The organism is Streptomyces sp. NPDC001922, assembly GCF_042891165.1.
In the GTDB taxonomy this organism is placed as follows: Bacteria; Actinomycetota; Actinomycetes; order Streptomycetales; family Streptomycetaceae; genus Streptomyces.
In genome coordinates this window covers 125,376-149,620 of sequence record NZ_JBIASV010000013.1, presented here as the reverse complement: position 1 = coordinate 149,620, position 24,245 = coordinate 125,376, and the positions used below count along the sequence as shown (strand labels likewise).

Annotated in this window: 17 protein-coding genes and 1 tRNA gene; 11 read left to right on the top strand and 7 right to left on the bottom strand. The window is 71.6% G+C overall.

Annotated features, from left to right (window positions below):
- Positions 1-1,053 precede the first annotated feature (1,053 nt).
- From ACFYYR_RS24340 to ACFYYR_RS24300, 9 genes are all read left to right on the top strand, one after another.
- Complete coding sequence (locus tag ACFYYR_RS24340; RefSeq protein WP_388857297.1) at positions 1,054-3,447, top strand: sodium-translocating pyrophosphatase; 2,394 nt, start codon at positions 1,054-1,056, stop codon at positions 3,445-3,447.
- Positions 3,448-3,661: 214 nt separating this feature from the next.
- Complete coding sequence (locus tag ACFYYR_RS24335) at positions 3,662-4,222, top strand: small secreted protein (protein WP_388857294.1); 561 nt, start codon at positions 3,662-3,664, stop codon at positions 4,220-4,222.
- Between the two features lie 49 nt (positions 4,223-4,271).
- Entirely contained in the window at positions 4,272-5,810 is a 1,539-nt protein-coding gene (locus ACFYYR_RS24330) for a methyltransferase (protein WP_388857291.1), read from the top strand.
- A gap of 114 nt (positions 5,811-5,924) precedes the next feature.
- Complete coding sequence (locus ACFYYR_RS24325; protein ID WP_388857288.1) at positions 5,925-6,122, top strand: hypothetical protein; 198 nt, start codon at positions 5,925-5,927, stop codon at positions 6,120-6,122.
- A gap of 226 nt (positions 6,123-6,348) precedes the next feature.
- The gene (gene topA / locus ACFYYR_RS24320) at positions 6,349-9,201 is read left to right on the top strand and encodes a type I DNA topoisomerase (protein WP_388857285.1); all 2,853 of its coding nucleotides are present in this window, start codon (positions 6,349-6,351) and stop codon (positions 9,199-9,201) included.
- A gap of 146 nt (positions 9,202-9,347) precedes the next feature.
- Positions 9,348-12,842 carry a dTMP kinase gene (gene tmk / locus ACFYYR_RS24315; RefSeq protein WP_388857282.1) on the top strand — a complete coding sequence of 1,165 codons (3,495 nt, stop codon included), beginning with the start codon at positions 9,348-9,350 and terminating at the stop codon, positions 12,840-12,842.
- Positions 12,843-13,303: 461 nt separating this feature from the next.
- The gene (locus ACFYYR_RS24310) at positions 13,304-14,566 is read left to right on the top strand and encodes a DNA polymerase III subunit delta' (RefSeq protein ID WP_388857279.1); all 1,263 of its coding nucleotides are present in this window, start codon (positions 13,304-13,306) and stop codon (positions 14,564-14,566) included.
- A 141-nt stretch (positions 14,567-14,707) separates the two neighbouring features.
- Positions 14,708-16,309: an alpha/beta hydrolase gene (locus tag ACFYYR_RS24305; RefSeq protein WP_388857276.1), complete on the top strand. Its 1,602-nt coding sequence runs from the start codon at positions 14,708-14,710 to the stop codon at positions 16,307-16,309.
- Positions 16,310-16,532: 223 nt separating this feature from the next.
- Positions 16,533-16,606: transfer RNA gene (locus tag ACFYYR_RS24300), tRNA-Thr, on the top strand.
- Positions 16,607-16,837: 231 nt separating this feature from the next.
- Here the strand turns inward: ACFYYR_RS24300 and ACFYYR_RS24295 are convergent.
- From ACFYYR_RS24295 to ACFYYR_RS24265, 7 genes are all read right to left on the bottom strand, one after another.
- Positions 16,838-17,233, bottom strand: coding sequence for a hypothetical protein (locus tag ACFYYR_RS24295; protein ID WP_388857273.1), 396 nt, complete (start codon positions 17,231-17,233; stop codon positions 16,838-16,840).
- A gap of 243 nt (positions 17,234-17,476) precedes the next feature.
- Positions 17,477-18,262 carry a hypothetical protein gene (locus ACFYYR_RS24290; RefSeq protein WP_388857270.1) on the bottom strand — a complete coding sequence of 262 codons (786 nt, stop codon included), beginning with the start codon at positions 18,260-18,262 and terminating at the stop codon, positions 17,477-17,479.
- A gap of 78 nt (positions 18,263-18,340) precedes the next feature.
- Positions 18,341-19,252 carry a hypothetical protein gene (locus ACFYYR_RS24285; RefSeq protein ID WP_388857267.1) on the bottom strand — a complete coding sequence of 304 codons (912 nt, stop codon included), beginning with the start codon at positions 19,250-19,252 and terminating at the stop codon, positions 18,341-18,343.
- Between the two features lie 101 nt (positions 19,253-19,353).
- A complete protein-coding gene (locus ACFYYR_RS24280; protein WP_388857264.1) occupies positions 19,354-20,622 on the bottom strand; it encodes an enoyl-CoA hydratase/isomerase family protein in 1,269 nt (422 codons plus the stop codon).
- 1 nt (position 20,623) lies between these two features.
- A complete protein-coding gene (locus tag ACFYYR_RS24275) occupies positions 20,624-20,929 on the bottom strand; it encodes a hypothetical protein (RefSeq protein WP_351508868.1) in 306 nt (101 codons plus the stop codon).
- Between the two features lie 360 nt (positions 20,930-21,289).
- Positions 21,290-21,511 (bottom strand): DUF397 domain-containing protein, encoded by a 222-nt coding sequence (locus ACFYYR_RS24270; RefSeq protein ID WP_388857261.1) that lies wholly within the window; start codon positions 21,509-21,511, stop codon positions 21,290-21,292.
- Positions 21,504-22,298: a Scr1 family TA system antitoxin-like transcriptional regulator gene (locus ACFYYR_RS24265; protein ID WP_388857258.1), complete on the bottom strand. Its 795-nt coding sequence runs from the start codon at positions 22,296-22,298 to the stop codon at positions 21,504-21,506. Before ACFYYR_RS24265 ends, ACFYYR_RS24270 begins: the two co-directional genes overlap by 8 nt.
- A 343-nt stretch (positions 22,299-22,641) precedes the next feature.
- Between ACFYYR_RS24265 and ACFYYR_RS24260 the strand changes: the two genes are divergently transcribed.
- Together ACFYYR_RS24260 and ACFYYR_RS24255 are read left to right on the top strand one after the other, a co-directional pair.
- Positions 22,642-22,983, top strand: a complete 342-nt coding sequence (locus ACFYYR_RS24260; RefSeq protein ID WP_388857606.1) for a hypothetical protein — start codon at positions 22,642-22,644, stop codon at positions 22,981-22,983.
- Between the two features lie 399 nt (positions 22,984-23,382).
- The gene (locus ACFYYR_RS24255) at positions 23,383-24,195 is read left to right on the top strand and encodes a hypothetical protein (protein WP_388857255.1); all 813 of its coding nucleotides are present in this window, start codon (positions 23,383-23,385) and stop codon (positions 24,193-24,195) included.
- Positions 24,196-24,245: the final 50 nt, after the last annotated feature.

Below are 24,245 nucleotides of genomic sequence, written 5' to 3'. Positions count from 1 at the left end.
CGAGCCCGAGCCCGAGCCCGAGCCCGAGCCCGAGCCCGAGCCCGAGCCCGAGCCCGAGCCCGAGCTCTGAGGCGGTACGTGCCTGCCCCGCGGCAGGCGCCCGACGCGGTCCGGCCGGTCCAGGACTGTGGGCTGCCGCGTCCGCTTCCGCGGGCGGTCGGCTTCCTCTGCGCTGCGCTGTAGGTGCCCCCTGGGTCACCCACCGCCCGTCCCGGACTCCGTGCCGAGCGCCGGCCCCGGTCGGGGCGTCGGCCTTGCAGAGGGGACGTCGGACCCGGGCCGCGCCGTGTCGTGGTCCGGTCGGCGATCTGCTGCGCCTCGCTCGCACTCCGTGCTCGCGCTGGTGCGTCCGTCACTCCGTCCGGCGTGATGGGCCGGGCCGTGCCCCGCCGTTCCTGCGGTGTCGGTGTCGGTGCCGGTGTCGGTGTCGGCGTTCGCGCTGTGCCCCATCGCCGCGTCGGCCCGCGTCGGCCCGTGTCGGCCCACGCCTTGTTCGACTCGGTGTCGGGGTGCGCATCTTGTGCACGTTCCAGTGCCCCGACGCCGCACCACCCTGCCCCGCCGTCGCGCCCTGCCCCACTGGTTCCCGGTCCCGGGAGTGGCCACTTCTGTCGCCCGTCCCCCGGTCCGTGTCGAGCGCGCAGGGCCCGCTCGCCTCCGGTGTCCCTGCTGTCGGTTCCGGCCGCTTCAGCCCGTCAACGGCACCCGTCCCCCGGGGGCTCCGTGCGTCACCCGGGTCCCGGGTGTCCGGCTCGGCGGGCCCGCTGAACTGCTCCTTCGGATGCCCGGAGATCTTTTTGTAGATCATTCCGTAGATCATTCAAAGGGCGTCAGTGAATTATCGGCCATCCCCCCTCCGGGCGAATTCCCGGAGTGATTCGTTTTGATCTTCGCTGGGTACGGGCGAATTCCGGTCACGGCACCCTGTTTTGATCCAGCTCGGCTCCCTACAATCCGTCCACATCTTGAGCTCAGTACGCCTGAGCGTGGCGGCTGTTCCTGTCGTAACCGACAACAGCTGCGCGCCCATGTGCCAAACGTCAAGGAGGACGAATGGCGGGGCCCTTTACCCCTCTGCAGCTGGACCACCCCTCTTCGCTCGCGGCCGCCGTGCTGACCAGTGACAACCGGGTGCTCGTGGCGGTCATCGCCGCGGTCGCGGTGGCCGCGCTCGTCGTCGCCGTGGTGCTCGTTCGACAGGTGCTCGCCGCCGGCGAGGGCACCGACAGCATGAAGGAGATCGCCGCCGCGGTGCAGGAAGGCGCCAATGCCTACCTCGCACGCCAGTTGCGCACCCTCGGCGTATTCGCCGTGGTGGTCTTCTTCCTGCTCCTGCTGCTTCCGGCGGACAACTGGACGCAGCGTGCCGGCCGTTCCGCGTTCTTCCTGATCGGTGCCCTGTTCTCGGCAGCGACCGGATACATCGGAATGTGGCTCGCGGTGCGCAGCAATGTCCGCGTCGCGGCAGCCGCCCGTGAGGCGACCCCCGCCGAGGGCGAGCCGGCCAAGGACCTCACCGCGGTCTCCCACAAGGCGATGAAGATCGCCTTCCGGACGGGTGGCGTCGTCGGCATGTTCACCGTGGGGCTGGGCCTGCTGGGCGCCTCCTGCGTGGTGCTCGTCTACGCGGCCGACGCGCCGAAGGTGCTCGAGGGCTTCGGCCTCGGTGCGGCGCTGATCGCGATGTTCATGCGTGTCGGCGGCGGCATCTTCACCAAGGCCGCGGACGTCGGCGCCGACCTGGTCGGCAAGGTCGAGCAGGGCATCCCGGAGGACGACCCGCGCAACGCCGCGACCATCGCGGACAACGTGGGCGACAACGTCGGTGACTGCGCCGGTATGGCGGCCGACCTCTTCGAGTCCTACGCGGTCACCCTCGTCGCGGCGCTGATCCTCGGAAAGGTCGCGTTCGGGGACTCCGGTCTGGCGTTCCCGCTGCTGGTTCCGGCGATCGGTGTGGTCACCGCGATGATCGGCATCTTCGCGGTGGCGCCCCGGCGTTCGGACCGCAGTGGCATGACCGCCATCAACCGCGGCTTCTTCATCTCCGCGGTGATCTCGCTGGTGCTGGTGGCCACGGCCGTCTACATCTACCTGCCGGCCAGCTACGCGGATCTGAACGGGGTCACCGACTCCGCCATTGCCGGGCACGAGGGCGACCCCCGGGTCCTCGCGCTCGTCGCCGTCGCCATCGGCATCGTGCTCGCCGCGCTGATCCAGCAGCTCACGGGCTACTTCACGGAGACCAACCGGCGCCCGGTGCGGGACATCGGCAAGACCTCGCTCACCGGGCCGGCGACCGTGGTGCTGTCCGGCATCTCGATCGGTCTGGAGTCCGCGGTCTACTCGGCGGTGCTGATCGCGCTCAGCGTGTACGGCGCGTTCCTGCTCGGCGGTACCTCGATCATGCTCGCGCTGTTCGCGGTCGCGCTGGCCGGCACCGGTCTGCTGACCACCGTCGGCGTGATCGTGGCCATGGACACGTTCGGTCCGGTCTCCGACAACGCGCAGGGCATCGCCGAGATGTCCGGCGACGTCACCGGTTCCGGCGCGCAGGTGCTCACCGACCTCGACGCGGTCGGCAACACCACCAAGGCCATCACCAAGGGCATCGCTATCGCCACGGCCGTCCTCGCCGCGGCCGCGCTGTTCGGCTCCTACCGGGACGCGATCGCCACGGCGGTCGCGGAGGTCAACGCCGAGGCCGGGGAGCTGGGGCTGAGCCTGGACATCTCGCAGCCCAACAACCTGGTCGGGCTGGTCCTGGGCGCGTCCGTCGTCTTCCTGTTCTCGGGGCTGGCGATCAACGCCGTGTCCCGGTCCGCCGGTTCGGTGGTCTACGAGGTGCGGCGGCAGTTCCGTGAGCACCCCGGGATCATGGACTACACGGAGAAGCCGGAGTACGGGCGCGTCGTCGACATCTGCACCAAGGACGCGCTGCGCGAACTCGCCACTCCCGGCCTGCTCGCGGTGCTCGCCCCGATCGCGGTCGGCTTCACGCTCGGTGTCGGGGCGCTCGGCTCGTATCTCGCGGGCGCGATCGGTACCGGCACGCTGATGGCCGTCTTCCTCGCCAACTCGGGCGGCGCCTGGGACAACGCGAAGAAGCTGGTCGAGGACGGGCACCACGGCGGCAAGGGCAGCGAGGCACACGCCGCGACGGTGATCGGCGACACCGTCGGCGACCCGTTCAAGGACACCGCGGGCCCCGCGATCAACCCGTTGCTGAAGGTGATGAACCTGGTGGCCCTTCTGATCGCTCCGGCCGTCGTCAAGTTCAGCTACGGCGACAACGCCAGCGTGGGGGTGCGCATCACGGTGGCCCTGCTCGCGATCGCGGTCATCGTGGGCGCGGTGTACGTCTCGAAGCGGCGTGGGATCGCCGTGGGTGACGAAGGCAACTCCGAGCGGGTGGCGAAGGCCAGCGACCCCGCGGTGGTGTCCTGACTCCGATGTCCCGATCCGGCCTCCTGGCCGGTCAGTTGGCGGGCGGGCGGCGTGCGTGAAGCGCGCCGCCCGCCCGTTTGCATGTATCGGTCGTCACACTCGGCCGTATGGTGCAAATGGTTACAATGCTGATCCTAATGGATGCCTGACTCGCGGCCCCGTCCCGCAGGGCGTGTATGTTCCGGGGCCGAGAGCCATGGAAGGGACCAATCCGGTGAACAAGAAGCTTGTGGCCGCGCTGTCCGGTGGCGCTGTGCTCGTGCTGGCGCTGTCCGGCTGCAGTGACGACGGCAGTGAGGTCGACGCCTACGCCAAGAAGGTCTGCGACGACGTCCAGCCGCAGCTGAAGAAGATCACGCAGGCCAACCAGGCGATCAAGGACACCGCGGCGGACGGCAAGCCGAGGGACATCAAGAAGACCGACTCGGCGGCCTTCCAGCAGATCTCCGACGGGTACGCCGCGCTGTCCGACTCCGTGGAGAAGGCGGGCACCCCGCCGGTCGACAACGGCGCGCAGATCCAGAAGGACGCGGTCAAGGAGCTGGACGCGACCTCCAAGGCATACGCCGAGCTGAAGCAGCAGTCCGACAAGCTCGACATCAAGACCCGGGGCGCGTTCGCCGACGGGCTCAAGAAGCTCATCGTCGAGATCGACAGGGTCAACGAGGTCGGCAACGCGGCGATCAGGAAGCTCCAGTCGGGCGAGATCGGCACGGCCATGGCCAAGCAGACCAGCTGCCAGCGGACCACCAAGGCCCCGTCGGCCGGCTCCTGAGGGCCCCGCCCCGGTCCGCCGGAAGCCGTCGGCACGGGACAATGGGCCGGTGAGTACGCACAGCCTCCCCACCCCCGATGCCGACCGCACCGCACGGCTGCGTGAGGCGCTCCGGTCGGCCGACTTCACCGCCGACGGGCTCCTCGCACTGCTCGGCGGTCCCGCCTACGCGGCCCTGGCCCGCAGCGAGACGGTCCCCGCGCTGCGGGCCACCCGCGGCGGGTCCCCGCTGGAGACCCTGACCCGGCTGTTCCTGTTGCAGCAGCCGGTCCCGCAGGCGCAGGCCAGGGCCGCGCTGCCGGCCGGGGACTGCCTCGCCGACGGCTGGCTGGTGCGGCACGGCGACGAGGTGCGGGCGACGGTGGACGTGCGCCCGTACGCCGGATCCGAGGGCCGGGACTGGTGGATCGTCTCCGATCTGGGCTGTGCGGTCGGCGGCGCCGGCGGCATTGCCTCGGGCGTGACCGGGGTGCCCCGCTCGCAGCTCGTCCTGGGCGTCGGCGGCGCGTCCACCACGCTGGCCGGGATCACCGTCCGGGAGCCCGTCGCCCGTGCCCTGGATCTCGGGACCGGCTCGGGCATCCAGGCCCTGCACGCCGCGCACCACGCCGACCTGGTCACCGCCACCGACCTCAACCCCCGGGCGCTGGGCTTCGCCCGGCTCACCCTCGCGCTCTCCGGCGCGCCCGAGGCGGACCTGCGGCAGGGGTCGCTCTTCGAGCCGGTGGCCGGTGAGGAGGGGTACGACCTGATCGTCTCCAACCCGCCGTTCGTGATCTCCCCCCGCTCCGCCGACGGGCCGCGGCTCACCTACCGCGACGGCGGGATGGCGGGCGACGACCTGTGCCGGACCCTGGTCCAGCAGGCCGCCGGGCACCTCAACGACGGCGGTCACCTGCAGCTGCTGGCCAACTGGCAGCACACCAAGGGCGAGGACTGGCGGGGCCGGCTGTCCTCCTGGGTGCCCGCGGGCTGCGACGCGTGGATCGTGCAGCGCGAGGTGCAGGACGTGGCGCAGTACGCGGAACTGTGGCTGCGGGACGCCGGTGACCACCGCACCGATCCGGCCGAGTACGCGGAGCGTTACGACGCCTGGCTGGCGGAGTTCGGGGCGCAGGGCACCGAGGGCATCGGTTTCGGCTGGATCACCCTGCGCAAGACGGGGTCGGAGCGCCCGTCGGTGGTGGCCGAGGAGTGGCCGCACCCGGTCGAGCAGCCGCTGGGCGCGGCCGTGCGGGACCACTTCGACCGGCAGGACTTCCTGCGCGCCACGGATGACGCCGCCCTGCTCGCGGGCCGCTTCCGGCTGGCCGGCGAGGTGGTGCAGGAGCAGGTCGGGCAGCCCGGTGCGGAGGACCCGGAGCACGTGGTGCTGCGGCAGAACCGCGGGATGCGGCGCGCCACCGAGGTCGACACGGTGAGTGCCGGGTTCGCCGGGGTGTGCGACGGCACACTCCCGGCCGGCCGGATCCTCGACGCGATCGCGCAGCTCGTGGGCGAGGACCCGGTGCTGCTGCGGGACCGTACGCCCGGGTCGATCCGCCGTCTGGTGGAGCAGGGCTTTCTGGAGCCGGTCCGGGAGGACTGATTCCGGGGGCCTGCCTGCTCACCGGGCGTTCGCTGTTCACCCGGTGTTCCCCCGTACGCCGTACGGGGGTGGCAGTCTCCAGCGTCACACGTCGCCGAGGGGACAGGCCAGGCCATGGAGAGCGGACCCGCGATCTTCGCCGGAACGGCATTCACGCTGTTCGGGGCCGCTCTGCTGCTGTGGACCGGTGCCCGGGTCACGCTCCGCGCGCCGGTCGCCCACGGAGTGAGCCCCGTCGCATCGACGGCCCTCGCGGTGATCTTCGGGACGGCCTTCCTCGCCGCCGGTATCGGCTGCTTCTGCCTGGCCTGATTGCGTATATCGGGGCCCCGGATCCGGGTGCCCGTTCGTCCGCCGTGCCTACGGTGCTCCTGTTCGGGCATGCCGGTCCGGGCGGCAGACAGGCCGCTTGTCGGGTTACCGTTCGAGTGGCGTTGCGGGCTTTTCCCGTTTGACACGGGGCCGGGAGGTACCGTCACACTCCGCAGCGTCACCGCAAAGCCGAACCCCTTGGCGTCGACTGGAGAGAAGAGCGAAGTTGTCCCCGACCAGCGAGACCGCACCAGGCGGCCGCCGACTCGTCATCGTCGAGTCGCCTGCCAAGGCGAAGACGATCAAGGGCTATCTCGGCCCTGGCTACACGGTCGAGGCCAGCGTCGGGCACATCCGCGACCTGCCCAACGGTGCCGCAGAAGTCCCCGCGAAGTTCAAGGGCGAGCCCTGGGCCCGTCTCGGCGTGAATGTCGAACATGACTTCGAGCCGGTCTATGTCGTCAACACGGACAAGAAGTCCCAGGTCAGCAAGTTGAAGGAACTGCTGGCCGAGTCGGACGAACTCTTCCTCGCCACCGATGAGGACCGGGAGGGCGAGGCGATCGCCTGGCATCTCCAGGAGGTCCTCAAGCCCAAGGTCCCGGTCCGCCGGATGGTCTTCCACGAGATCACCAAGGACGCGATCCGCGACGCCGTCGCCAACCCGCGCGAGCTGAACAAGCGGCTCGTCGACGCCCAGGAGACCCGCCGCATCCTCGACCGCCTCTACGGCTACGAGGTCTCGCCGGTCCTGTGGAAGAAGGTCATGCCGCGGCTGTCCGCCGGGCGGGTGCAGTCGGTCGCGACCCGGCTCGTCGTCGAGCGGGAGCACGAGCGCATCGCCTTCCGCTCCGCCGAGTACTGGGACCTGACCGGCACCTTCGCCACCGGCCGCGCCGGTGACTCCTCCGAGCCGGGCACCTTCGGCGCCCGGCTGACCGGCGTCGACGGGCGCCGGGTCGCCCAGGGCCGCGACTTCGGCTCGACCGGCACGCTCAAGGAGGGCTCCCAGGTCCTGCACCTGGACGAGGACCGGGCCCGTGAGCTCGCCGCGGCGCTGGAGGACACCGTCTTCTCGGTGCGGTCGGTGGAGTCCAAGCCCTACCGCCGCTCGCCGTACGCGCCGTTCCGTACGACCACCCTGCAGCAGGAGGCCTCGCGCAAGCTCGGCTTCGGTGCCAAGGCGACGATGCAGGTCGCGCAGAAGCTGTACGAGAACGGCTTCATCACCTATATGCGTACGGACTCGACCACGCTGTCGGACTCGGCGGTGGCCGCGGCCCGGTCGCAGGTGACGCAGCTCTACGGCGCCGACTACCTGCCGGACAAGCCCCGTATCTACGCGGGCAAGGTCAAGAACGCGCAGGAGGCGCACGAGGCGATCCGTCCCTCGGGTGATCGTTTCCGCACCCCGGCCGAGACCGGGCTGAGCGGCGACCAGTTCCGGCTCTACGAGCTGATCTGGAAGCGGACCGTGGCCTCCCAGATGAAGGACGCCGTCGGGAACTCCGTGACCGTCAAGGTCGGCGGCCGTTCGAGCGACGGCCGGGACGCCGAGTTCTCCGCCTCCGGCAAGATCATCACCTTCCACGGCTTCATGAAGGCCTACGTGGAGGGCGCCGACGACCCGAACGCCGAGCTCGACGACCGCGAGCGCCGGCTGCCGCAGGTCAGCGAGGGCGACGCGCTCACCGCTCAGGAGATCCGCGCCGACGGTCACGCCACCAAGCCCCCGGCCCGCTACACCGAGGCCTCGCTGGTCAAGGAGCTGGAGGAGCGCGAGATCGGCCGCCCGTCGACCTACGCGTCGATCATCGGCACCATCCTCGACCGCGGCTACGTCTTCAAGAAGGGCACGGCTCTCGTGCCCTCGTTCCTCTCCTTTGCCGTGGTCAACCTGCTGGAGAAGCACTTCGGCGCGCTGGTCGACTACGACTTCACCGCGAAGATGGAGGACGACCTCGACCGCATCGCGCGCGGCGAGGCCCAGCCCGTGCCGTGGCTGCGCCGCTTCTACTTCGGCGAGGAGGCCGAGGCCACCGGTGCCGAGGGCGACCACCTCCTCGGACTGAAGAAGCTGGTCACCGACCTGGGGGCGATCGACGCCCGCGAGGTGTCCTCCTTCCCGGTCGGCGAGGGCATCGTGCTGCGCGTCGGCCGCTACGGCCCGTACGTCGAGAAGCCCTCCGAGGTCGAGGGCGAGACCGGGCAGCGCGCGGACGTGCCGGACGACCTGCCGCCGGACGAGCTCACCGTCGACCTGGCCAAGGAACTGCTCGCCAAGCCCAGCGGGGAGCGCGAGCTCGGCGAGGACCCGGAGACCGGCCGGCCGATCGTGGCCAAGGACGGCCGCTACGGTCCGTACGTCACCGAGGTGCTGCCCGAGGGCACCCCGAAGAGCGGCAAGAACGCGGTCAAGCCGCGGACGGCCTCCCTCTTCAAGTCGATGTCGCTGGACACCGTCGTGCTGGAGGACGCCCTCCGGCTGCTGTCGCTGCCGCGCGTCGTGGGCACCGACCCCGAAGGCGTGGACGTCACCGCGCAGAACGGCCGCTACGGTCCGTATCTGAAGAAGGGCACCGACTCCCGCTCGCTGGAGAACGAGGAGCAGATCTTCTCGATCACCATCGAGGAGGCCATGGCGATCTACGCGCAGCCCAAGCAGCGCGGGCGCGCCGCGGCCAAGCCGCCGCTGAAGGAGCTGGGCACCGACCCGGTCAGCGAGCGCCCGGTGGTCGTCAAGGACGGCCGCTTCGGCCCGTACGTCACGGACGGCGAGACCAACGCGACGCTGCGCCGGGACGACGACGTCGAGACGATCACGGCGGAGCGGGGCTTCGAGCTGCTCGCGGAGAAGCGGGCCAAGGGGCCGGCGAAGAAGACCGCGAAGAAGGCGGCCAAAAAGGCGCCCGCGAAGAAGACGACCACGGCGAAGAAGACGGCCGCGAAGAAGACGACTGCGGCCAAGAAGACCACCACGGCCAAGAAGACGGCGGCGAAGAAGACCACCGCTGCCAAGAAGACGACCACGGCCAAGACCGCGGCGAAGAAGGCCGCCACCGCGGAGCCGGCCGAGTAGCGGACGGTCGCAGAGCACCACCAGCGCCGCCCCGTCCCGGAGTGATCACCTCATTCCGGTACGGGGCGGACGTGTGACCGGCCGCTGTGCGGGCACTTGTTCGGGCGGTTCATCAGTGTTTCGGCCGCGCCCGATAGGCTGGCCGGATGACGCGAGCGGAGCAGCCAACGGTCGTGACCCCCACCACATCCGACGCCCTTGCCGCAGATTCACGCGAGCGCGCCGTACGCGCCCTGCTGCGCTACCCGCCGCTGAAGCGGCTGTGGAGCGCCCGGTTCGTCGGCGGCACAGGAGACGCACTCGCCCTGCTGGTCCTCGTCCTGCTGTCGCTGCAAGCGGCAGTGGCCGAGGGCGCACTCGGCGGCGGCTATCGCGGCGCCGCCTTCGCGGTCGCCGCGGTGTTCGGCGCCCGCATGCTGGCGACCCTGCTCTTCGGCGCGGTCCTCCTCGGGCCCCTCTCGGCGCTGATCGCGCCGGGCGGCACCCGGAGCGGGGCGTCACCGGACAAGGGCGGCGGCGGACGGGACGGCGGACCGCTGGACCGCCGCTGGACCATGATCGGTGCGGACCTGGTGCGGCTGGCGCTGCTCATCGTGGCGCCCCTGTGGATCGACTGGACCCCCGGGAACGCCCTCGTACCGCTCCTCCTCACGGTCTTCGTCGCCGGAGCGGCGGAGCGGTTCTGGACCGTGGCCAAGGACAGCGCGGCGCCCGCCCTGCTGCCCGCCCCGCCCATAGAGGGCGCCGCGGTGCGCCCGCTGCCCGACCACCGCGACGCACTCCGTCGCCTCTGGCTGCGCACCAGCTTCGTGACGCTGCCCCTGGCCGCCGCCGCACTGGTCGTCATCGGCCTCGTCGGCGTCCTGCTGGGCACCGGGATCGAGTGGTTCGACGAGCACCAGGCCGCCCTCGGCTCGTACGTGGCGTCCGGTCTCTTCGCCGCCTCCGTGTCCGTCCTCTACTTCCTGGAACTGCCCGGCGGGCAGACGCCCCGCGCCCGTTCCCCGCTGGAGGGGCTGCGCCGCCCCCGGACCGGCAGTACGGCCGACAAGGGCCGTACCGGTGCGATGCCGCTGCTCGTCCTGGCGAGCGGGGCCGTCGCCGGTGCGGTCGCCGCCGCCGTCGCCCTCGCCGCCCTCCAGGCCACCGACCTGGACGCCGGGCCGGTCGGCTTCGCGCTGCTCGTGCTGACGCTGAGCGGCGGCGCGGTCGCCGGGATCCGGCTCGCGCCGCGGGTGCTGCCCGCGCTCTCCCGGCGGCGGATGTTCGCCCTGGCGACCGCGGTCACCGGGCTGGCGCTGCTCGCCGCGGGCCTGACCCCCGACCTCGCGACCGTGCTGCTGCTCTCCCTGCTCGCCGGGGTGGCGGCCGGTGTCGCGGCCAACACCGGGCACACCCTGCTGGACCAGGAGGCCGAGGAGCACCGCCGGGCGCGTACGGGCGAGCATCTGCGCGCCGTCGCCCGGGTCTTCATGGCGCTCGCCGCGGTCGGCGCCCCGCTGCTCGCCGCGGCGATCGGCCCGCACCGGCTGGCCGGCGGCTCGTTCGTCTTCGCGCACGGCGGCGCCGCGTTCACGCTGATGCTCGTCGGCGCGCTGCTGCTGCCCGTCGCGGCGCTGGTGCTGGGCAAGACCGACGACCGGTCCGGAGTGCCGCTGCGCCGCGACCTGCTGGACGCGCTGCGCGGCGGGGAGCCCGCCCAGGCGCCCGCCGCCACCGGCTTCTTCATCGCCCTCGAGGGCGGCGACGGAGCGGGCAAGTCCACCCAGGTCGAGGCGCTCGCCCAGTGGATCCGCAACAAGGGGCACGAGGTCGTCGTGACCCGCGAGCCCGGGGCGACCGCGATCGGCAAGCGGCTGCGGTCGATCCTGCTCGACGTCTCCAGCGCCGGTCTCTCGCACCGCGCGGAGGCCCTGCTGTACGCGGCCGACCGGGCCGAGCACGTCGACTCCGTCGTCCGTCCCGCCCTGGCCCGCGGCGCCGTGGTGATCTCCGACCGCTACATCGACTCCTCGGTGGCCTACCAGGGCGCGGGGCGCGACCTGTCGCCGACCGAGGTGGCCCGGATCTCCCGGTGGGCGACCGACGGCCTGGTGCCCCATCTGACCGTGCTGCTGGACGTCTCCCCGGAGACCGCGCGGGAGCGCTTCACCGAGGCGCCCGACCGGCTGGAGTCCGAGCCGCCGGAGTTCCACGCCCGGGTGCGGTCCGGCTTCCTCGCCCTCGCCGCCGCGGACCCGGCCCGCTACCTGGTGGTCGACGCCGGACAGGAGCCGGAGGCCGTCACCACCGTCGTCCGGCACCGGCTCGACCAGATGCTGCCGCTCTCCGAGGCCGAGATCCAGGCACAGGAGGAGGCCCGCAGGGCGGCCGAGGAGGAGCGCCGACGCCGGGAGGCCGAGGAGGCCGCACGGAAGGCCGAGGAGGAGCGGCTGGAGCGCGAACGCCAGGAGCAGCTCGCCAAGTTGCGCGCCGAGGAGGAGGAGCGCAAGCGCCGCGAGGCCGAGGAGGCCCGGCAGCAGGAGGCGGAGCGCAGGGCCGCCGAGGCGGCGGCCGAGGCGGAACGGCTCCGTCAGGAGGAGGAGCGCCGCCGGCGGGAGGCCGAGGAGGCCCGTCAGCGGGAGGAGGAGCGCCGCGCCGAGGAGGCCCGCCGCGCCGCCGAGGAGGAGCGGCAGCGGCAGGAGGCCGAGGAGCGGGCCCGTGCCGAGGAGCAGGAGCGCCTGCGCCGGCGTGCCGAGGAGGAGGCCCGGCAGCGCGCGGAGGAGAAGGAGCGCCTGCGCCTGCGCGCCGAGGAGGAGGCCCGGCAGCGGGCCGAGGCCGAGGAACGGCGCCGGGAGAAGCAGCACAAGGCCGAGGAGGCGCTGCGGCGCGCCGAGGAGGCCCGGCTGGCGGAGGAGGCCGCCCGGGCCGCCGCGCCCGACAACGAGGCGACGCTGGAGACCCCGATCCCCGGTTCGCCCGCCACGGATGCCGCTGCCGCCGACTCCGCCGCGGACCACGCGCAGACGGTGCCCACGCCGCGGATCGATCTCCGGAAGGACGAGACCGGACCGGCGACGGACCGGATCGATCTCACCAAGGACGAGGCCGGTCCCGCGACGGACCGGATCGACCTCACGAAGGACGAGCCGGAGCCCCGTCGGGGGGACGCGGACGAGACGACCGTGCTGCCGCAGATCGGCTCCGAGGGCGGTTCCCCGGCCGACGAGACGACCGTGATCCCGAAGCCGCAGGTGCCGGGGGCGGCCGACGAGACCGCGGTGCTGCCGGCGGTGGACCCCGGGCGGGACGCGCAGTCGCGCGAGCGGCCGGCCGACCCGGCGGACCGGGTCCCCTCCTGGCTCTTCAAGTCCGACGAGGCGGAGGAAGCGCCGTCCGCGGCCGGGGACGACCGGACGCGGGAGCTGCCGCAGATCGACCCGGCGGCCGAGACCCGGCCGATGCCGCAGGCCCGGCGCCGCTCGGACTGGGCCGAGGAGACCCCGCTCGACGACCTGCCGACCCTCGCGGACGAGCTGCTCGGCCCGCGGGACGACGAGGACGCGAACGGCCGGGGCGGACGCGGCGGACGCGGCCGGGGTGGCCGCGGCGGCAGCGGAGGCAGCGGTCGCGGAGGCGGCGGTCGCGGAGGCCGCGGATAGCGGACGGAACAGCCGGGCAGCGCCCGGGCAGGTCATGGACCGGCCCGGGCGCTGCTGTTTCCGGTGCCGTCTTCCGGTGCCGTCTTCTGGTGCCGGTCTTCGGGCGCGGGTCGTAGGACGGCGCTCGGGTGCGGGCGGGGCGTTCGTCGTCGCAGCGCTCGGGTGCGGCGGCCTGTGTGCGGCGGCGTTCGTGCGGGGCAGTGTCCGTGCGTGGCGGCATCCATGCGCGGCAACGTCCGTGCGGGGCGGTGTTCGGGTGCCGCGGTGAGGGGACCGGCATCGGATGTCGGTGGCGTGGACGACAATGGGGAGCCGCAGCACGTACGGCGGGAGCCGCGGCCGACGGGTGCGGCGGGAGCCGCGGCCGGTACGGCCCGGGCGGGCTGCGCTGACGGGCCCCACGGGGCGGTGACACGGACGGCGCGCAGTGACGCGCACGGCGCAGGGACGGCAGGACAGCGATGGCGGTATGGGACGACCTGGTCGGCCAGGAGCGGGTGACCGAGCAGCTCGCCGCGGCCGCGCGGGACGCCGACGCGTTCGTCACCGAGGCCGCGGCCACCGCGGCGGCGGAGGGGAACAGTCCGCACGCGCCGGAGCTCGAGGGCGGGCTCATCGAGGCGGTGGCCGCTTCGAAGATGACGCACGCCTGGCTGTTCACCGGCCCGCCCGGCTCCGGGCGGGCCACCGCCGCCCGGGCGTTCGCCGCCGCACTGCAGTGCGTCAGCCCGGACCGGGCCCACGGCGGCTCCCCGGGCTGCGGCTTCTGCGACGGCTGCCACACCTCGCTCGTCGGCACGCACGCCGACGTCGAGGTCGTCCGCACCGACCAGCTGTCCATCGGCGTCAAGGAGACCCGGGACCTGGTGCGCCGCGCTCAGCTCTCGCCCGCCAACGGCCGCTGGCAGGTGATCGTCCTGGAGGACGCGGACCGGCTCACCGAGGGGGCGGGCAATGTGCTGCTCAAGGCGGTCGAGGAGCCCGCGCCCCGCACCGTGTGGCTGCTCTGCGCGCCCTCGATCGAGGACGTCCTGCCGACGATCCGTTCCCGCTGCCGCCACCTCACCCTCACCACGCCCGCGGTGGACGCGGTGGCGGACATGCTGGTCCGCCGCGACGGGATCGAGCCCGCCCTCGCCGCCTCCGCGGCGCGGGCGACCCAGGGGCACATCGGCCGGGCCCGGCGGCTGGCCACCGACGAGCGCGCCCGGGAGCGGCGGGCCGCCGTGCTGAAGCTGCCGCTCCGGATCGATGACACCGGGGGCTGTCTGAAGGCGGCCCAGGAACTCGTCGACGCCGCCGCCGAGGACGCCAAGCAGGTCGCGGAGGAGGTCGACGCCAAGGAGACCGAGGAGCTGCGCGCCGCCCTCGGCGCGGCCGCGGGCACCGGCGGCCGGCTGCCCCGGGGCACCGCCGGGGCGATGAAGGACCTCCAGGACCGGCAGAAGCGGCGGGCGACGCGTACCCAGCGCGACAGCCTCGACCTCGCGCTCACCGATCTCACCGGCTTCTACCGGGACGTCCTGGCCCTGCAGCTCGGCTCCTCCGTGGCGATCGCGAACAGCGAGGTGCAGGACGCCCTGCGGCGCATCGCCGAGAACTCCACACCCGAACGCACCCTCCGCCGCATCGAGGCGGTCATCGCCTGCCGGGACGCGCTCGACCGCAACGTCGCCCCGCTGCTGGCCGTCGAGGCGATGACGCTGGCCCTGCGCGCCGGGTAGGGGGCCGGCTGCCCCTCGGGCGGCGATCGTACGGACGGCGGGGCGGGCGCCTCACCCGTACGAGGACGGTGAGCGGGCAGGGAGCGTGACCGTGCGGATACCCTCCGATCACACGGCGTGAAGAACTGAGGGGATGCCCGTATGGACACCAGTCGCCTGCTCCGCACCTCGGGCACGTTTCTCGCCTTCGCGGGACTGCTGATCTCGGGCTGTTCGTCGGGGAGCGGCGATGCGGACATCGCGGAGTCCGGGACGTCGTCGGCGGGACCGGGCAGCGGGCAGCGCCGGACCGGCGGCACCGGCGTGCTGCGCCCCCTCCCCGCCGCGATCCCGGCCGCCCTCGCGCCGTACTACGAGCAGAAGCTGCGCTGGCGCCGCTGCGGGGCCGAGGGGTTCGAGTGCGCCACGATGAAGGCCCCGCTCGACTACGACCGGCCCGGCGCGGGCGAGGACCTGGAGCTCGCGGTCTCCCGGGTGAAGGCCACCGGCCCCGGGCGGCGCATCGGCTCGCTGCTGGTGAACCCGGGCGGCCCGGGCGGCTCGGCGATCGGCTACCTCCAGAACTGGGCGGGCATCGGCTACCCGGCGCCCGTCCGCGCGCGGTACGACATGGTCGCGGTGGACCCGCGCGGCGTCGCGGGCAGCGAACCCGTCGGGTGTCTCTCCGACAAGGAGATGGACTCCTACACCCAGGTCGACCAGACGCCCGACGACCCGGGTGAGGTGAAGCGGCTGGTCAGCGCCTACAAGAAGTTCGCCAAGGGCTGCCGCGACCGCTCCGGCGACGTCCTCGGCCACGTCTCGACCGTCGAGGCCGCGCGCGACATGGACGTGCTCCGGGGCGTGCTGGGCGACGAGAAGCTGACCTACGTCGGCGCCTCGTACGGGACCTACCTCGGGGCCACCTACGCCGGGCTCTACCCGGGCCGGGCGGGGCGGCTGGTCCTGGACGGCGCGATGGACCCGTCCCTGACCTCCCTGCGGATGAACCGCGACCAGACCGCCGGCTTCGACACCGCCTTCACCGCCTTCGCCGAGGACTGCGTGCGGCGCGACGACTGTCCGCTGGGCACCGGGAGCGGGCAGGACGCGGGCGAGCGGCTGCAGGCCTTCTTCCGGAAGGTCGACGCCGATCCGCTGCCCACCGGCGAGCGGCGTGAGCTGGGCGAATCACTGGCGACGACCGCCGTGGTCGCGGCGATGTACGACGAGGGCAGCTGGGCGCAGCTGCGCAACGCGCTCCAGGCGGCCATGGACGGTGACGGCGCCGGGCTGCTGGGGCTCGCCGACGCCTACTACGAGCGGGACAGCGAGGGCTCGTACGCCAACCTCATGTTCGCCAACCCGGCCGTCAACTGTCTGGACCTGCCCGCCAGCTTCGGCGGCCCGGCCGACGTGCGCCGGGAGCTGCCGTCCTTCCGGAAGGCCTCGTCGGTCTTCGGCACCGGCTTCGCGTGGGCGGCGATGAACTGCACGTACTGGCCGGTCAAGCCGACGGGGGCGCCGCAGCGCATCGAGGCGAAGGGCGCGGACCCGATCGTGGTGGTGGGCACCAGCCGCGACCCGGCGACCCCGTACGTCTGGGCGCAAGGCCTCGCGGGCCAGCTCTCCTCGGCCTCGCTGCTGACCTACGAGGGGGACGGGCACACGGCGTACGGGCGCGGCAGCGACTGCATCGACACGGCGATCAACACCTATCTGCTGGCGGGGAAGGCTCCGGAGAAGGGGAAGAAGTGCCGGTGAGGGGTGGCGGGCCGGGAGTGCCGGTCGGGGGTGGCGGGCCGCAGCGCGGATGACCGGGAGCGCCGAGCGAGGCCGGAGCCGCTCGGAGAGCGGACGGAGCCCGGAGCGGGCGGTGAGCCCGGGGTCACGGTAACGGGGTGCGAGGCACCCCCGGTGACTGTGTAGACTTAGCGCCGTTGCTGATGCCGGTCCGTGTCCGCGAGACGAGGCGTACCAGCAGCTCGCCGCCTTAGCTCAGTCGGCCAGAGCGACGCACTCGTAATGCGTAGGTCAGGGGTTCGACTCCCCTAGGCGGCTCGCCTGAAGCCCAGGTCACATCCGGTGTGACCTGGGCTTTTTCGTGTCCCCGGCCGGATCCGGGGAATGATCTCGTTCTCTGTCCGTGTCGCGCAGTCGTCCGTGCCGCGCAGTCCTCGGAATTGTTCGCGTTCGTGTTCACGGACCTGGTCGCGGTCCGCGCCGGCGCGGACGTACGGACCCCCGGGGCCGCCAGAGGCTCCGGGGGTCGCGCACGATCCGGCGCTGCGGTCAGGCCACGGCGGCCCGGAGCCGGGTGTATCCGTCACCGCTGCCCGAGACATCCGACCAGAACACGTACCTGCGTCCCTCCACCAGGTTGGTGTCCTCGGAGTCCTTCCGGCTGCACTGGCCGTTGCCATTGGCGCGGACCCTCATGACGGTCTTTCCCGTCGTGGGGTCCTCGACGTCCACGGCGACGCTGCGGCCGTCCGACCTCCTGTCGCACACGGCGAGGCTGTCACCGTCGGAGAGGAACGAGGCGGTCCCGCGGACCGTCGTCTGCTCGGGCATGGTGACGTTCGTGCGGAAGTTGCTCGCCTGCGCTGTGCCCGCGGTGAGTGCCAGCGTCGCGACGCCGGTCATGCCCACCAGGAGTGCCCGTGCGACCTTGTTCTTCAGAGCCACGCGTTGTTTCCTGCCTTCATCCGTTCGCCCCGCCGTCCGGTGATCGGCGCAGGCTCAACGACAACCTGCCAGAGGGCGCCCGGAAAGTCGTGAGCGCTGAGTGCACAGTGCACTGGCGCAGAGTGCACTCGTGGCGTGCGACGCCGGACCGGACCGCAGCACAGGCCGATCCCCTCCCGCCAGAAGGCGGTTGCTTGTCCGCGGCCGCTCCGTGATCCGCCGCGGCAGGTGACGGCGGGGGCGTCAGTTGCTGAGTCCCGTTCTGACGTTGTCGCCCTCGATCTCGTCCACGATCTCGATCTCCGGTTCCGTGAAGGAGACCGTTCGCAGGACCGTCGTCATCAGGTCGCAGAACTCCGCCCAGTAGTCCGTGGACGCGGTGTAGAGCGTGAAGACCGCGGTGAACGGGCCGGTGGGGAAGGGGATGTGGACCTGGATCTGTCCGGTGAGGAGATCGACGGGCTCGCCGGTCGCCGTGATCTCCGGGGTGAGTTCGTACTGGGTCAGGGTGACGCAGGAGACGGCCGGACCGCACGGCAGGTCGAGCCAGCGGGCGTCGTTGTGCGGGTCGCCGGAGAGGACCGCGAGGATGCCGTGGGCGGCGATGTCGGTGTCCTCCGGGGCCGGGTCCGTGGGAACGGCCGCCACGGTGAAGGCGCACTGGGCGACGCCCTTGGAGCCTTCGTGCCAGGTTGCGGTCCGCTCCGGCGCTTCCGCCGTGCTGCTGCCTTCCGGGGCGCCGTCCTCCTCCGCTGTGGAGAAGAGACCCATCGCCGCGTACGAGACGCCGTTGCCCGTCATGAGTTCGGCCAGCGACGCGTAGTAGGGGGCGGCCGGTTCCCAGATGGTCTCGTCGCCCCGGGAGTAGAGGCCGCGGACGAACTCCTGGGACCGCTCGGTGCGCTCCTCGGGGGTGGCGGCGAGGGGGAGGGCGTAGAAGCCGTCGGGGACGACGAACCAGATGGGGGGAGGATCGAGGTGGTCGGCGGACACGGCGGGGAGGCCCGTGTCGTGGGGGGAGGTCGTCATGGAAGGGCCGTTCCGGGAAGTTCGGGTTGTGCCGTGAGGCCGTCGGGGCCGGGGCGCGGCACATCGTGCGGGTGAGGGTCAGCTGGTGAAGTCCGCGGGGTGGTACTGCGCGTAGGGGAGCTCTGTGCCGGCGGCGTCCATGACGGTGTCCCGGTCGGAGATGCCGAAGAAGGAGTCGGTCGTGCTCGGAGCCACCACGCTGACCCGGTAGCAGCCGCAGGTGTTGCGCGTGACGACCGGAGGTCCGGCGTCCGCCGGCTGGGTCGCGGCGAAGGTGCGGGCGGTGCTCTGCTGTGCCGGTGTGAGCGATTCCAAGGGCATCAGGTCGAGGGGGCCCTCGAGGTAGTCGGTGAAACGGCGGCGCCACTGGGCGCGGAGCCGGCACCACGAGCCGTCGGTGAAGACGAGCTTCACGTCCGTCCCGTCCTTGAAGTCGCGGGGCTCGACGGCAGCGATCGTGGACCGCGGGATTTCCCAGAGCAGCTCGTCCTCGATCACCTCCCGGTCCTTGTGGACCGGAAGGCCGACGATCACCAGGCGCCGGTCGGTGACGATCGCGTGGGTGGTGTAGCGCTTCGCGTCCGTGCGCCCCGGGTCCAGCTGCCAGGGCAGGGTGCGGGCGACGGTGCCGGGGGCGGCCCACATGACGGGGAAGTCCTCGACTTCGTCGGCCCGGTCGGTGGGGGTGTCCGAGCCCTGGTCCGATGCGCCCGGACCGACGCTGCCGCCCTGTGAGCTGAGGATGCCCATGACCACGACCCCCAGGGCGATGAGCCCGCCCTTGACCGTGTTCCGTACTGCCGCGTTCCCGGCGCCGCGGACCGCGTGGACCGGGCCCTCGGGCCAGCCCGGCAGTTCGGTCTGGATGTCGTGGCCTTCGGTGTCGCGGAACCACCGCATGCCCCGGACGCGCATGGCGGCGCCGGTGGCGAAGGTGACGGGGGTACGGGCGAGGAGGAGCTCGCCCGGCTCGGGCTGCCAGATGTGCATGTCCGTCTGTGTCTTCCTGCGTGGCGACTCGGTGGCCGGGGGCGGGTGCCGGAACCCGGGCCCCGGCCTGGGGGCTCACTCTGTCACTGTCGGCTGAACCGTCAGTGGGCCGCGGCTGACTTCTCGAGCTGATCGCCGGGGAAAAGGGCCTCTCCGACGTGCTGGTGGATGCTGGTGATCTTCGGGAAGATCTTGGCTCCGGCATCGATGGCGATACCGGCTCCCATGGGGTTGATGTTCACTCCGGGAATCAGATTGAGTCCCTTGGAACCGACCCACTGGCCCTGGAAATACCCGGCGTTGGCGAGGCCGCCCATCCGGGACATCATGCCGCTGCCGTGGGCGACCTCGTAGGCGTTGTCGGAGAAGCCTCCGAGTTTTATCAGGCCGGCTTTGCCGAGGCCCCCCGTGATGCCCGACGATTCCTGGCCGAAGGACATGAGGATGCGCGCCGGCTTTTCGATCTTGGTCGCCTGGAATCCCTTGCCGAGATTGGCGGCCGTGGCTTCTGCCCGCGCGACACCGACCACCTTGATGCCCTTGCCGAACATGCCGATGCCGGGCATCAGGCCCAGAGCGTCGAGGCCCATCTGCATCCAGCTGACGTCGGCGCCGCCGGCCTTGGCGAGGCCGTGGGCCGCCAGGGCGAGCCCGCTCGCGATCAGGGCCGCGGTGCCGAAGATCGCGGCCAGCGGCGGGAACGGGAGAGTGATGATGGCCAGCAGGCCCAGGACCGCGGTCAGGTCGCTGAGGAGGTCGCCGATCAGTTTGATGTCGTCGGCGTGCTTCTCGACCCACTCGGCGGTGGCGTTCCAGGCGTCCGAGATGTGCTCGCCGAGCTTGTCCCAGAAGCCGGGCTCGTCGGGCGCGATGTTGCCGGCCTTGTCGAGCTCCTTGCTGATCAGCCCGGCGGCCCGCTTGTAGCGCTCTTCGAGGTCGTGGACCTTGCCGGTGACCTTGTCGACGTCCCCCGATGCCTTGCCGAGTTCCTTGCTCCCCTTGCCTTCGGCCTTCTGCTCGGCCTTCTCCTCGGCCTCCAGCTTCTCTCCGGCGGACTTCTCCAGCCGGTCGGCCTCGTCCTGGAAGTCCTTGAGTTCACCGGCCCACCGGTGCAGGGCGCGGGAGGCCTTGTCGAAGGACTGGTGGCTCTTGCGGATGAGGGGAGTGACGTCCTTGCCGACGTACTCGGAAAAGGCGACGGCTGTCCTGCCTTTCCAGGCGCCGGTCTCGATCCGTTCCAAGTCCCGGACGGCAGTGCCGAGTTCGGAGGCGAGGCTGCCGAGCTTCTTGGCGAGTTCGCGGGTGTCCTCGACATCGCCGGGGGTGGGGTCCCAGCCTATGTGCGGGAAGGAGGGGCGCTTGCCCGCCATGTCACTTGCCCTTCTTCTTCGGCTTCGACTCCAGCGACTCGGCGAGGTCGTGGTCGAGCTTGTTGAACTCATGGCCGATCTTGTTGATCATCTTGACCGCGCCGTGGGTGTGCTTGCCGAGCTGCTTGATGCCGTAGCCCCACTCGTCGCTGAAGTCGTGCACGTCGTCGACGAGCTTGTCGGCGCCGACGGCCGAGGCGTCGACGGCCTTGAGCGTGCGACGGGCCGCGTCCATGCGATCGCTGACGGTGGAGAAGGTCGTCTTCAGATCCTCGAAGATCGTTCCGTCAAGGCGAAGGTCACTCATGTCCTGGTCCGGATCCCCTGTGTGGTCGATGAACTGAAGCCCGCGCATGAGGCCCGCCTTCGGGCGTCACTGCTGTCTGCTGTCGACTTCCGGTGAAACGACAATATAGCCAATGGTGTTGGCGATGCAGGGGGGAAGGAAAGCGCCGCTATGGGCAATTCGTCTCTCCGGGGAATGCTGGCGGTTGTGACGAATGCATGCAGGCTTGGTGAAGGTGGCGTAGTGGTGACGGCGGGCGCGGAGTTCTCGACCCGGAGATCCCCGATGGGCGGGCATGTGGACGCCTCGGCCCACTCTCTTCAGTGCCGGTGAGCATGGGGACGGATCGGGAATTATGGGCCGTTGCTCATCAAACCTGAATCAGGCGGGGAATTCTCCTGCTTTTACTGCGGAGATGAACGCCGACCAGTCGTGCGGGCGGAAGGTCAGGGCCGGGCCGTGTGGTTCCTTGGAGTCGCGAACGGCGATTCCGGACGGGCAGTGGTCCGTGATCTCGACGCAGCTTCCGGCTTCGGGCCCGCTGTAGGAGGACTTGCGCCATCCGCTCAATATCGAGGCGTCCGGAACTGCCCGCTCAGTCATGATGTAGATGTTCCTTCGCTGTCGCTCGCAACACGGCAAGGGACTCCTTCAGCGGCAGCGCGTCCCCCATGGCGAGATGGTAGGCGCTCTGCAGTCGCTCGACGACGGCCGGTGTGTCGTGCACCTTGCCGACCTGCAGGCCCTCGGAGTAGGCGACGGGAGGCTGGTCCTCGAACCACATCAGGGTCAGCATGCTCTGCATGAGTGGGTGGCTGCCGAGGTTGAACGGGAGGACGTGAACGCGCACGCGCTCGTCCTCGCCGAGCCGGACGATGTGCATGAGCTGATCGGCCATGACCTGTGGTCCGCCAACGGGTCGACGTAGGGCGGTCTCGTCCAGCAGCGCCCACACCACTGGCGATACCTGGTTGAGAAGGATCTTCGAGCGCTTCAGCCGTGCGACGAGGAGCCTGTCACACTCCTCGTCGCTCACAGGAGGGAAGCCGCTTCGCAGGATCGCACGCGCGTATGCCTCTGTCTGGAGCACGCCAGGGATGCAGGCCAGTGCGAATTCGCGGATCATTGTCGCCTGTTGTTCGAGCTGTCGGGCGGCCTCGAAGTAATCGGCGACCGCTGCATCGTCCTGCGGCAAGAAGCTGGCCAGTACATTCCCCGTGTTCAGGGCCCTGTCCAGCCGCCGTGCGTCCTCTCGTGACGGGATGCGCCGACCCGCCTCGATGTGCGCGATGTGCGTACGCGTCATGATCGCTGCGTCGGCCAGTTCCTGTTGGGTCAGCCCTGCCGCGTCGCGCTGCCCCTTGAGCCATTCCCCATAGGTATTACTCATCGTCAACTCCCGCGTGACGGAGTACCTGTCACATCAAAACCCCTGGTGAGCGTAGTCCCTTCGTCTCACTCTGTGAGTGGATTGCTACGGGGAGGCTCCGGCTCGCCCGGCTGGATGCCCGTAAGCGAAGCCCCGGCGACCGCTGCGAATGGCCCGGGGGCGAATCCATCAACCGACATGGAGTTGACGACGTGCTGCGCTGTATCGCTCATTACTTCGAGCCGCTGTCGGGGGTGTTGCGGCCCGCGGCCGGCCGTCACGGGTTGCACGCGATGCCCCGGCCCGCCGATTCGGTGCATGCGTTCCGGCGCGGAGTGCTGCACGGTGCGGGGGTGACCGCGTGATCAGTCAGGTGACGGGCAGCGGTGCCCGGCTGCTTCCGTGGGTCAGTCCCGAGGGCAAGCCCTGCTACCTCTTCGGTGACGGGTCCGGATGCGTCGCCCGTGCCGCCGACAACGTCGAGAGTGTGCAGCTCGGCATGGCCGCCGATCTGCTCGACCACGTCACCGACATGCTGTCCGACGGCTATGTCACCCCGGAGCAACTGCGTTTCGTCGCGGCTCGTATGACCGAGGCTCTGCGCGACGTGCACCGCATCGCGCAGAGCCGGGGTGAACGTCTTGCTCGCCCCGCCCCCGCGGAACGCGTCGGGACGGAGGAGCGCGGGATCTCGCCCGAGTGCTGACCCGCGCCGCGTATCCGCCGGTGTCCGGTGCATCGACAGGAGGCGTGCCTCCGGGAGTCCCGCCGTTCAGCGCGGCGCCCTTCGGGCGAGGTGGTGAGCCGGAAAGGCCACTGGGTCCTCGATACGGCGATCCGGAGGCTCATGGGCCCCCGATGAAGGGGCGTCGAGTCCCTTTGGGGCAGGGGCCGCCGAGGGCTGGCGGCGTTGAACCGGAATATCCGTTTCTCATAACGGACATGGCGACTCATCGGTAACACGGGGCTTGCGCGGTCCCCGTTCAGCGTGCAAGGTCTTCCTCAGTCACCCGGAATCGCCGCGGGACTCGGGCTCTCTGCCCCGAGAGGACGCGGCGCTCTCATGTCCCGGAAGGTCTCCTCCACCGTGTCTGCATCGTTCGCCATGCCTGCTGCTGTGCGCCTGCCGCGCACGGTTGCCGCGCGGCGTGCGCTGCTGGTGGTCCTCTTCCTCGGGGGACTTCTGGGGCTGGCCTTCCTGTTCGGTGGCAGCGCTCAGGCCGCGGACCTCGACGGTTCCTCCGGGCGGGCCACCGTGCTCGCCCCGGCCGAGCAGGCCGGCGGTCAGGCGAAGAGCCGGATGCAGGACCGCCGGGACCGGATGCAGGACCGCATGGCCGAGGGGGCGGAGAAGTCCGCCGAGCGCCGGCAGGCCGTCGAGGACGCCGTCGCCGACACCGTCGAGCCGGTCGCGCAGCGTACGGAGCGGGTCGCCCGCCCCGTCGCCGAGCCGGTGACGGGCCTGGTCGGGCGCACCGCCGCCGCCCGCCTGCCGGCGGACCTGCCCGGTGGTGACGCTCAGGACGGGTCCGGCGCGCAGCCGGACACCCGTGAGCCGCACCGTCCGGCGCAGGACGCCTCGGAGCAGGCGCACCACGCTCCGGCGAAGACCGCCGGTCCGGCCGTCCGTACCGCCGGGGTTCCGCAGCAGTACGCCGCGGACGCCACGGAGCGGGCGGAGTCCGCCGGTGCCGCGCAGCACCACGACCGGCTCCCGGTCGACCTTCCGCAGACGCCGCTGTCCAGCGGCTCCGCAGCGCAGAACGCCGGCAGCGGCAGCGGTCCCCGTGGCGGGGACGCGCACGCCGCCCCGGCGACGGACGCTCCCCGCTTCGGCCTGGTGGCCGGTGCGGTGCAGGCGGCGCACGGCGCGCCGACGCGTGAGCGCTCCCACGACATCCTCGAATTCCCGGGCTAGGGCAGGCCGTTCCACCGCCTCTTGTGGACCTGCCGCGGCGGGGGCGGATC

Bases quoted from the DNA above. Each gene is read 5' to 3' on its own strand.
- ACFYYR_RS24285 (WP_388857267.1), bottom strand. From the start codon at position 19,252: ATGCACATCTGGCAGCCCGAGCCGGGCGAGCTCCTCCTCGCCCGTACC.
- ACFYYR_RS24340 (WP_388857297.1), top strand. From the start codon at position 1,054: ATGGCGGGGCCCTTTACCCCTCTGCAGCTGGACCACCCCTCTTCGCTC.
- ACFYYR_RS24265 (WP_388857258.1), bottom strand. From the start codon at position 22,298: ATGAGTAATACCTATGGGGAATGGCTCAAGGGGCAGCGCGACGCGGCA.
- ACFYYR_RS24305 (WP_388857276.1), top strand. From the start codon at position 14,708: ATGGACACCAGTCGCCTGCTCCGCACCTCGGGCACGTTTCTCGCCTTC.
- tmk (WP_388857282.1), top strand. From the start codon at position 9,348: ATGACGCGAGCGGAGCAGCCAACGGTCGTGACCCCCACCACATCCGAC.
- ACFYYR_RS24280 (WP_388857264.1), bottom strand. From the start codon at position 20,622: ATGGCGGGCAAGCGCCCCTCCTTCCCGCACATAGGCTGGGACCCCACC.
- ACFYYR_RS24270 (WP_388857261.1), bottom strand. From the start codon at position 21,511: ATGACTGAGCGGGCAGTTCCGGACGCCTCGATATTGAGCGGATGGCGC.
- ACFYYR_RS24290 (WP_388857270.1), bottom strand. From the start codon at position 18,262: ATGACGACCTCCCCCCACGACACGGGCCTCCCCGCCGTGTCCGCCGAC.
- ACFYYR_RS24275 (WP_351508868.1), bottom strand. From the start codon at position 20,929: ATGAGTGACCTTCGCCTTGACGGAACGATCTTCGAGGATCTGAAGACG.
- ACFYYR_RS24310 (WP_388857279.1), top strand. From the start codon at position 13,304: ATGGCGGTATGGGACGACCTGGTCGGCCAGGAGCGGGTGACCGAGCAG.
- ACFYYR_RS24325 (WP_388857288.1), top strand. From the start codon at position 5,925: ATGGAGAGCGGACCCGCGATCTTCGCCGGAACGGCATTCACGCTGTTC.
- ACFYYR_RS24255 (WP_388857255.1), top strand. From the start codon at position 23,383: ATGCCTGCTGCTGTGCGCCTGCCGCGCACGGTTGCCGCGCGGCGTGCG.